Origin of the sequence: Acidovorax sp., from assembly GCF_046339755.1 — a bacterium.
Taxonomy (GTDB): Bacteria; Pseudomonadota; Gammaproteobacteria; order Burkholderiales; family Burkholderiaceae_C; genus Acidovorax.
Genome location: NZ_JBKDTZ010000262.1, coordinates 1 through 9,010, shown reverse-complemented (window position 1 = coordinate 9,010; position 9,010 = coordinate 1). Strand labels below are relative to the sequence as shown.

Below are 9,010 nucleotides of genomic sequence, written 5' to 3'. Positions count from 1 at the left end.
GGTCCAGGGTGTCCGCCAGCATGCGGCGGTCTTCGGTGTGTTCAAAGTTCATCGCATCCACCTCACAGGCCCAGGATCATCTTGGAGATGATGTTCTTCTGGATTTCATTGGAGCCGCCGAAGATCGACAGCTTGCGGTAGTTGAAGTAGTTGGCTGCCGCCGTGGCCGCCTCGTCGGGGCCGGTCAACGGATCGGCCATGTCCTGGTGCTGCGCCTCCTCGATGTAGGGCAGGGCCGCAGGGCCCATGGCGCGGCGGATCAGAGACAGGATCTCCTGGCGGATCTCGGTGCCGCGGATCTTGAGCATGGAGCTCTCGGCCCCCGGCACGCCGCCGCCCGCCACGGCCGCAATCACGCGCAGGTGGGTGGTCTTCATGTTCTCAAGGTCGATCTCGACCTTGGCCATGCGGGTGGCGAACTGCGGGTCCTGGTCCAGCGGGCGGCCGTTGCGCTGCACCTTGGCGGCGATGACCTTGAGCTTTTCCAGCGCGGCCACTGAGAAGCCCACGCCGGCAATGCCGGTGCGCTCGTAGGTCAGCAGGTACTTGGCATAGGTCCAGCCTTTGTTCTCCTCACCCACCAGGTTCTCCGCCGGCACACGCACGTCGGTGAAGAACACCTCGTTGACCTCGCGGTCGCCGTCGAGCGTGCGGATGGGGCGCACTTCCACGCCCGGGGTGTCCATGTCCACCAGCAAAAAGCTGATGCCCGACTGGGCCTTGGCCTCGCGGTCGGTGCGCACCAGGCAGAAGATCATGTTGGCGTGCTGGCCCTGGGTGGTCCAGGTCTTCTGGCCATTGACGATGTAGTGCTCGCCCTCAGCATCCACGCCACGCACCGCCGTGGTTTTCACCGAGGCCAGGTCCGAACCCGAGCCCGGTTCGGAATAGCCCTGGCACCACCAGTCGGCACCGCTCAGGATGCGCGGCAGCCAGTACTGCTTTTGCGCCTCGTTGCCGTACTTGATGAGCACCGGGCCCAGCATGTTGACGCCGAAGGGCACGATGCGCGGCCCGCCGGCCACGGCGCACTCGGTGTCGAAGATGAACTTCTGCACCGCACCCCAGCCGGGGCCGCCGTATTGCTCGGGCCAGTGGTTGGCCAGCCAGCCGCGCGCGTTGAGGATGGCATGCCACTCCTCCTGGTCGGCCTTGGTCAGGCGCTGTCCGGCCTTGACCTTGTGCGCCAGGGCGGCGGGCAGCTTGTCTTTCAGAAAGGCCTGCACTTCCTCGCGGAAGGCCTGTTCTTCGGGGGTGAATTGCAGATCCATGTCGTGCCTCGCTTCAGAAAATCTCGAACAAGCCGGCGGCACCCATGCCACCCGCGATGCACATGGTCACCACGCCCCATTTCGCCTTGCGGCGCCGGCCTTCGAGCAGGATGTGGCCGGCCAGGCGGGCACCCGTCATGCCGAAGGGGTGGCCGATGGAGATCGCGCCGCCGTTGACGTTGAGCCGCTCCATCGGGATGCCCAGCCGGCGCTGGCAGTACAGGGCCTGCGAGGCGAAGGCCTCGTTGAGCTCCCACAGGCCGATGTCCTCGACCGTAAGCCCATGGCGCGCCAGCAGCTTGGGCACGGCGAACACCGGGCCGATGCCCATTTCGTCGGGCTCGCAGCCGGCCACGGCCATGCCGCGGAAAGCGCCCAACGGCTGCAGGCCCAGGCGCTCGGCCTCCCTGGCCTCCATCAGCACGCAGGCCGACGAGCCATCGGACAGCTGCGAGGCATTGCCGGCCGTGACGAACTGGTTCGGACCCTTCACAGGCTCCAGTGCCGCCAAGCCTTCGAGCGTGGTGCCGGGGCGGTTGCAGGTGTCGCGTGCGGCGACCACGTCGCGGTAGGTGACCTCGCCGGTGTCCTTGTTCTTCTCGGCCATGCGCGTGGCGCAGGGGATGATTTCATCGTCGAACAGGCCCGCTGCCTGCGCCGCCGCCGTGCGCTGCTGGCTCTGCAGCGAGAAGGCGTCCTGGTCCTCGCGCGAGATGCCGTAGCGGTGCGCCACCACGTCGGCGGTGTCGATCATGGCCATGTACAGGGCCGGCTTGTGCTCCACGAGCCAGGGGTCCATGTCGCTGGGCAGGTTGTTGCCCGGGCGGATGCCGGAGATGGTTTCCACCCCGCCGGCGATCATCGCCGGCACGCCCTCGGCCACGATGCGGCCGGCCGCGATGGCGATGGACTGCAGGCCCGAGGCGCAAAAGCGCGTGACCGTGGTGCCTGCCACCGACAGCGGCAGCCCGGCACGCAGCACGGTCTGGCGGCCCAGGTTGCGGCCCTGCAAGCCATCGGGATTGCCGCAGCCCAGGATGAAGTCCTCGAACAGCTCGGGGTCCACTCCCGAGCGCTCGACGGCCGCCGTGAGAGAGAACGCGGCCAACTGGGCGGCCGGCGTGGCATTGAATTCGCCGCGGTGCGACTTGGCCAGCGGGGTGCGGGCGGTGGAAACGATGACGGCTTCGCGCATGGTGGGAGTCTCCTGGTTCAAGCGGTTTGGTTCAGGCTGTCGAAATCGCGGCCCTCGGCCACCAGCTGTTCGAGCAGGGGGGCGGGCTGCCAGAACAGCGGGTCGTCCTTGGCGAATTCGCGGATGTCGCCCAGCACCTGGGGCAGGCCCTGCATGTCGGCCCATTTCATGGGGCCGCCGCGATGGCGCGGAAAGCCGTAGCCGGACAGGAAGGTCACGTCCACGTCCAGCGGGCGCAGGGCTATGCCTTCGGCCACTACCTTGGCGCCTTCGTTGACCAGGGCGGCCATGTAGCGGCGCATGATCTCGTCGGCGCTGAAGGGGCGCGGCACCACGCCCTTCCTGGCGCGCTCGGCATCGACGATGGCCAGCACCTCGGGGTCGGGCTGGCCCACGCGGGCACCCTCCGGGTAGAGGTAAAAGCCCCGGCCAGTCTTCTGGCCGAACCAGCCGCGCTCGCAGATGCGGTCGGCAATCTCCACATAGCGGGCCTTGGGGTCGCGCGTGGCGGCGCGGCGCTTGCGCGTGGCCCAGCCGATGTCGCCGCCCGCCAGGTCGGTCACCTGGAAAGGTCCCATGGGGTAGCCGAAGGCGCGCACGGCCGCGTCGATCTCGTAGGGGCTGGCGTCGTCTTCCATCAGGTAGTCGGCCGCCTGCTTGTACACGGCCAGGATGCGGTTGCCGATGAAGCCGTCGCACACGCCGGCGCGCACCGGCACCTTCTTGAGCCGCTTGGCCAGCTCGAAGGCGGTGGCCACCACGTCGGCGCTGACCCGGGCGGGCACCACGATCTCCAGCAGCTTCATGATGTTGGCCGGGCTGAAGAAGTGCAGGCCGATCACGTCCTCTGGCCGCGCCGTGGCGGCCGCAATGGCGTCGATATCCAGGTACGAGGTATTGGTCGCCAGCACGGCGCCGGGCTTGCAGACGCGGTCGAGCTCGCGGAACACGGCTTTCTTGACCTCGATGTCCTCGAATACCGCCTCGATCACCAGGTCGGCGCCGGCAATGTCCTCATAGCGCGTGCTGCCGGTGTAGCGTGCCATCCTAGCGGCCTTGGCCTCGGCGCTCATGCGGCCCTTGGCCACCAGGGCGTCGTAGACCTTCTCCACATGGGCCCGGCCGCGGGCAATCGATTCCGCATCGCGCTCGATCATGGTCACGGGCAAGCCCGCATCGAGGGCCGACACGGTGATACCGGCGCCCATGGTGCCGCCGCCGATCACGGCGATGGACGTGAAGGGGCGTGGCGCAGCCGCCTTGGCCTCGGGCACCTTGGCGACTTCGCGCTCGGCAAAGAAGGCATGGATCAGGCCGGCGCGCTGCGGGCTGTCCAGGCAAGCCATGAACTGGGCGCGTTCGAACTTCAGGGCCTCGTCAAAGGGCAGATCCAGCGCGGCCTGTACGCAGTCGATGATCTTCAGGGGCGAGAACAGGCCGCGCGCGGACTTGGCGGTCTCGGTCTTGAGGGCATCGAGTTCGGCCTGGGCCGCAGCTTTGTCGGCCAGGCGGCCGGGCAGGGCGCTGGTGGGGCGCACCGGTGCCCGGCGAGCCAGCAATTCGCGCACGTAGGCCAGGCCCGCGGCCACGGGGTCGTCGCCCTCAGCCAGCGCATCCGCCAGGCCTGCCGCCAGCGCCGCCTGGGCGTTGAGGTGCTTGCCGCTGAGCATGAGTTCGGTGGCGGCCTTCACCCCCATGAGGCGCGGCGCGCGCTGCGTGCCGCCGGAGCCGGGCAGCAGCCCCAGCAACACCTCGGGCAGGCCCAGTTGGGCACCGGGCAGCGCCAGCCGGTAGTGGGCCGACAGGGCCACTTCCAGCCCACCGCCCAGCGCCGCGCCGTGGATGGCGGCCACCACCGGCTTGCTGCAGGCCTCGATGGCCTGGCAGACCTCGGGCAGCGCCGGTGGCACGGGCGGTTTGCCGAACTCGCGGATGTCGGCCCCGGCAATGAAGGCGCGGCCTTCGCCCACGATCAGCAAGGCCTGGATGCCGGCATCGGCCTCGGCCTGGGCAATCGCAGCCATCAGCCCCTGGCGCACGGCGGCCCCCAGGGCATTCACCGGCGGGTTGTCCACACTGACCAGCAGCACGCCCTCTTGCGGGGTCCACCGAACGACAGAAGCAGGGGCTGGAAGGGTCACGCGCATGTCTCCTCTATGGGCTTTTGCAAAACCGGGATTCTTGCGGTGACAATGATTTATAACAATCCCTTCTCTAATTGACAGACTGTCAAAATAATTAAGACAATAAGTTCATGGATTCCCACTCTCTGGCCTTGCTGGTCGAAATCATCGACAGCGGCAACCTGAGCCAGGCCGCGCGCAAGCTCAAGGTGTCGCGCGCCAATGTCAGCTACCACCTGACCCAGCTCGAAAAATCCGTGGGCGTGCAGCTGGTGCGGCGCACCACGCGCCGGGTCGAGCCCACCGAGGTGGGGCTGCGCCTGTACGAGCACGGCCGCCGCATCCAGAACGAGATGCTGGCCGCGCGCGAGACCATCGCCACCCTGGGGCAGGGCCTGCAGGGGCGGGTGGGCATCAGCGTGCCCAGCGGCTATGGTCAGATCGTGATGAGCGACTGGCTGATCGAGTTCAAGCGCCTGTACCCCGGCATCGTGCTGGACGTGCTGTTCGAGAACCGCGCCGACAACCTGCGCGACGAGGTGGACATCGCCATCCGCGTGATCCAGGAGCCTCCGCTGTCCCTGGTGGCGCGCAGCCTGGGCACCGTGCGCTACATCGCCTGCGCCTCGCGCGCATTTGCGCAGCAGCATGGGCTGCCCGAGACCTTGTTCGAGCTGCGCAGCGCCCCGCTGATCACCGCCGGGGTGACGGGACGGCAGCTGCGCCTGAGCGCCTACCAGGGCGAAGAACGGCAGGAGCTGCTGCTGGAGCCCACGCTGATCTCCGAGCACTTCCCGTTCTTGCGCCAGGGCATCCTCGCTGGCCTGGGGGTGGGCCTGGTGCCGGACTACGTGGTGAAGGACGCCATCGAGTCGGGCGAGGTGCTGACCACGCTGGACGACTACCGCCTGAGCATCTTCGGCACCCGCATGCACTTGCTGTACATGCCCAACCGCCACCAAACACGCGCCGTGCGCCTGTGCATCGAATTTTTGCTCGACAAGGCGCGTGCCGCGCAAGGAGAGGGGGGGTAGGGCGCATGAACACCAGGGCCACGCCGTTTTCGGGCTTCGATCTGTCCGGCTTCTGGGACGACAGCGACTACGCGCGCAAGGAGTATGTGGAGCCGCCGCCCACGCCCGCGGCCATTGCCGCGGTGGAGGCCGCGCTGGGCTACCGGCTGCCGGCCAGCTACGTTGCGCTGATGCAGTCGCAGAACGGCGGCATTCCGTCCCGGAGCTGCTTTCCCTCGGAGCAGCCGACCTCCTGGGCCGAGGACCATGTGGCCATCAGCGCCTTCAAGGGCATCGGCTTCGACAAGCAGTGGAGCCTGTGCGGCGGCCTGGGCAGCCGCTTCAAGATCGAGCAATGGGACTACCCGGACATCGGTGTCTATTTTGGCGACTGCCCCTCGGCTGGCCACGACATGATCGCGCTCGACTACCGCGCCTGCGGGCCGTCCGGCGAGCCTGCGGTGGTGCATGTCGACCAGGAGGGCGACTACCGCATCACACCGCTCGCGCCGGATTTCGAGAGCTTCGTGCGCGGCCTGGTGCACGAAGCCGTGTACGAAGACGACCCCGAAGACGTCAAGAACGACGCGCTGGCGCATGTGCGCAGCGCGCCCTTCAACCCTCGGTTGCACAAGCTGTGCGAGCAGTGGCCCGATGCGCGGATGCCCGCGGCCATCCGCCGCCTGGCCGAGGCCATCGTCGCCGCCTGTGGCCTCAAATTCTGCGCCGCGCCCGCCTGGAAGGGAGAAACCATCGTGCGCATGCACTGGTGGCGTAGCCGCAACAAGTCCGACACAGGCATCCATGCCGGCTCGGGTGCTGCCAGCGTCACGCTGGTGCCGCTGGCGCACTATCTCTTCTTGCAGTTGCAAGACCCGCCCATCGACGAGGCGGGCGATTTCTCGGTGTTCTGCACCAGCCTGCGCCTGGGTGCGCGGGTGCAGGACCTGCCCTGACGCATTCTTAGCCGGCAGGCACGGCGGGCGCCGCGTCGGCCAGCAGGCCAATGAGCAGGTCCGGACTCACGGGCTTGACCAGGTGGTGGTCGAAGCCGGCCTCCGACGCGCGGCGCATGTCCTGCTCCTGCCCCCAGCCCGTGATGGCCCAGATCTGCAGGAGGCCCTGGATGCCCTGGGCCCGGATGGCGCGGCAGGCGTCGTAGCCGTTGAGCCGGGGCATGCCGATGTCCAGCAGCGCGAGTTCGGGTCCGAAGTGCCGCGCCGCCTCGACGGCCGCCTCGCCATCGTAGACACAATGCACCGTATGCCCCAGCGCCTGGAGCAGTTGTGCCAGTGCATCGGCCGCATCCTGGTTGTCGTCGGCCACCAGGATGCGCAGCGGCCTGGCTGGCCGCAGTCCATGGAGTCCCTCGGATGCAAGCCCAATGGCGGCAGGCTCGGCCAGCCCGGCCAGGGGCAGGCGCACCACAAAAGAGCTGCCATGGCCCACCCCCTCGCTGAACGCGGCGATCCTGCCGCCGTGCAGTTCGATCAGGCGCCGCGTAAGGGCCAGCCCGATGCCCAGGCCGCCGCGCGAGCGGGACAGGGCCGCTTCTTCCTGGGAAAACATCTCGAACACCTTCTCGAGGCGGTCCGGCGCAATGCCGATGCCCCGGTCGGTGAGCGTGACGCTGGCCTCGCCGGCCGAGGAGGCATCGACGGAGAGCTCGATGCGCCCGCCGGCATCCATGTACTTGGCGGCGTTGTGCAGCAGATTCATGAAGACCTGGGCCAGGCGCGTGGCGTCGCCTTCGAGCGTGAGCGACTGGGCGGGCAGTTCTGCCACCAGTTCATGCCGCAGCTCGTCGATCACGGGCCGGGCGGTGTCGATGGCGTCCTGCAGGATGCTGGCCAGCGGCACGCTGCTCTTGCGCAGCTGGATCTTGCCCTGGTTGATGCGGCTCACGTCCATGAGGTCGTCGATCAGGCGGCTCATCGCCTTGACCTGCCGGTCGATGAGGTCGGCCGCGCGTTCGACCTGCGGCGATGCCGGCCCCTTGAGCCGCAACAGACGCACCGCATAGCCCACCGGCGCGAGCGGGTTCCTGAGCTCGTGCGCCAGCGTGGCCAGGAACTCGTCCTTGCGCCGGTCGGCCTCGCGCAGCTCTTTGTCGCGCAACTGCAGGGCGTGGGTCCGCTCCTGCACGCGGTGCTCCAGGCTCTCGTTGAGCAGGCGCAGCTTTTCTTCGGCAGTCTTGCGCTCGGCGACCTCCTGCACCAGGGTGCGGTTCACCTCTTCCAGGGCCAGGGTCTTGCGGTACAGCTCCGCGAAGATGGCCACCTTGGAGCGCAGCACCGCCACGTTGAAGGGCTTGTGCAGGTAGTCCACCGCGCCGCTGCCATAGCCTTCGACGACATGCTGGTCGTCGTTGAAGTACGCGGTCAGGAAGATGATGGGCACATGCGCCGTCTTCTTGCGCTGCTTGATCAGTTGCGCCAGCTCGAAGCCGGTCATGTCCGGCATATTGACGTCCAGCACCAGCACCGCGAACTCGTGGTGGATCAGTGCCATCAGTGCCTCGGCGCCCGATGATGCATGGACCAGGCTGTAGCCTGAGTCCTGGAACACGGCCTCCAGCACGGCCAGGTTGGAGGGCTCGTCGTCCACGACGAGGATCTTGACGGGTGCCTCGGGCCGCGTGTGCGAGTCCGGTGCCGCCGCTGGCGCTGCGGTGGCCATGCGGGGCGGAAGGTCGTGTGAAGCGGGCAGCATGGTCTGGCCCGGGCTCAGCGAAACAGCCACACGCGCATCAGCGAGAGCAGCTGGTTGGTGTTCACCGGCTTGGCAATGTAGTCGCTGGCCCCGGCCTCCAGGCACTTCTCGCGGTCGCCCTTCATGGCCTTGGCCGTGAGCGCCAGGATGGGGAGTGTATGGAAACGGTGGTCCTTGCGGATCTCGCGCATGGTCTCGTAGCCGTCCATCTCGGGCATCATGATGTCCATCAGCACCATCGACAGCTCGGGCGTGCGGTCGATGATTTCGATGGCCTGGCGGCCGTTGGTGGCGCTGATCACCTCCACGGCATGGTTCTCCAGCACCGAGGTCAGGGCGAAGATGTTGCGCGCGTCGTCGTCCACCACCAGCACCTTGCGCCCGCGCAGCGCATCGGACGAGTTGTGCAGTCGCTCCAGCATGGCCTGCTTCTCGGGCGGCAGCGCGGTGATCACGCGGTGCAGGAAGAGGGCGGTCTCGTCGAGCAGGCGCTCGGGCGACTGCACGTCCTTGAGGATGATGCTGCGCGACAGCGCCTGCAGCCGCGCCTGTTCGGCGCTGCTCAGGTCCTTGCCCGTGAACACCACCACCGGCAGCTGCGACCAGGCCGGCTCGGCACGCACCTGCTCGAGCAGCTCGAAGCCGCTCATGTCGGGCAGGCGCAGGTCCAGCACCACACAGTCGAAGGGCTCGGCA

7 protein-coding genes are annotated in these 9,010 nt (G+C 67.8%); 2 read left to right on the top strand and 5 right to left on the bottom strand.

Going from position 1 to position 9,010, the window contains the following annotated elements; translation table 11 throughout:
• Positions 1-62 precede the first annotated feature (62 nt).
• Genes ACK59X_RS22955 through ACK59X_RS22945 form a run of 3 tightly spaced genes read right to left on the bottom strand, consistent with a single transcriptional unit; the run spans position 63 to position 4,613 of the window.
• The gene (locus ACK59X_RS22955; protein ID WP_409960693.1) at positions 63-1,271 is read right to left on the bottom strand and encodes an acyl-CoA dehydrogenase family protein; all 1,209 of its coding nucleotides are present in this window, start codon (positions 1,269-1,271) and stop codon (positions 63-65) included.
• Positions 1,272-1,284: 13 nt separating this feature from the next.
• Positions 1,285-2,466, bottom strand: a complete 1,182-nt coding sequence (locus tag ACK59X_RS22950; RefSeq protein WP_409960692.1) for an acetyl-CoA C-acyltransferase — start codon at positions 2,464-2,466, stop codon at positions 1,285-1,287.
• A gap of 17 nt (positions 2,467-2,483) precedes the next feature.
• On the bottom strand, positions 2,484-4,613 hold the full coding sequence (locus tag ACK59X_RS22945) for a 3-hydroxyacyl-CoA dehydrogenase NAD-binding domain-containing protein (protein WP_409960691.1): 2,130 nt from the start codon (positions 4,611-4,613) through the stop codon (positions 2,484-2,486).
• Positions 4,614-4,720: 107 nt separating this feature from the next.
• On the opposite strand from ACK59X_RS22945, the gene ACK59X_RS22940 reads away from it, so the two are divergent.
• Positions 4,721-5,623 carry a LysR family transcriptional regulator gene (locus ACK59X_RS22940; RefSeq protein WP_409960690.1) on the top strand — a complete coding sequence of 301 codons (903 nt, stop codon included), beginning with the start codon at positions 4,721-4,723 and terminating at the stop codon, positions 5,621-5,623.
• A gap of 5 nt (positions 5,624-5,628) precedes the next feature.
• Positions 5,629-6,558 carry an SMI1/KNR4 family protein gene (locus tag ACK59X_RS22935; RefSeq protein ID WP_409960689.1) on the top strand — a complete coding sequence of 310 codons (930 nt, stop codon included), beginning with the start codon at positions 5,629-5,631 and terminating at the stop codon, positions 6,556-6,558.
• A gap of 7 nt (positions 6,559-6,565) precedes the next feature.
• Here the strand turns inward: ACK59X_RS22935 and ACK59X_RS22930 are convergent, their stop codons facing one another.
• A complete protein-coding gene (locus tag ACK59X_RS22930; RefSeq protein WP_409960688.1) occupies positions 6,566-8,314 on the bottom strand; it encodes a response regulator in 1,749 nt (582 codons plus the stop codon).
• Positions 8,315-8,328: 14 nt separating this feature from the next.
• The coding region (locus ACK59X_RS22925; protein WP_409960687.1) for a response regulator at positions 8,329-9,010 on the bottom strand (682 nt) is incomplete at its 5' end.

What these genes read in the sequence shown, in the direction of transcription:
- ACK59X_RS22945 (WP_409960691.1), bottom strand. Translation starts at nt 4,613, where the DNA reads ATGCGCGTGACCCTTCCAGCCCCTGCTTCTGTCGTTCGGTGGACCCCG.
- ACK59X_RS22950 (WP_409960692.1), bottom strand. Translation starts at nt 2,466, where the DNA reads ATGCGCGAAGCCGTCATCGTTTCCACCGCCCGCACCCCGCTGGCCAAG.
- ACK59X_RS22940 (WP_409960690.1), top strand. Translation starts at nt 4,721, where the DNA reads ATGGATTCCCACTCTCTGGCCTTGCTGGTCGAAATCATCGACAGCGGC.
- ACK59X_RS22955 (WP_409960693.1), bottom strand. Translation starts at nt 1,271, where the DNA reads ATGGATCTGCAATTCACCCCCGAAGAACAGGCCTTCCGCGAGGAAGTG.
- ACK59X_RS22935 (WP_409960689.1), top strand. Translation starts at nt 5,629, where the DNA reads ATGAACACCAGGGCCACGCCGTTTTCGGGCTTCGATCTGTCCGGCTTC.
- ACK59X_RS22930 (WP_409960688.1), bottom strand. Translation starts at nt 8,314, where the DNA reads ATGCTGCCCGCTTCACACGACCTTCCGCCCCGCATGGCCACCGCAGCG.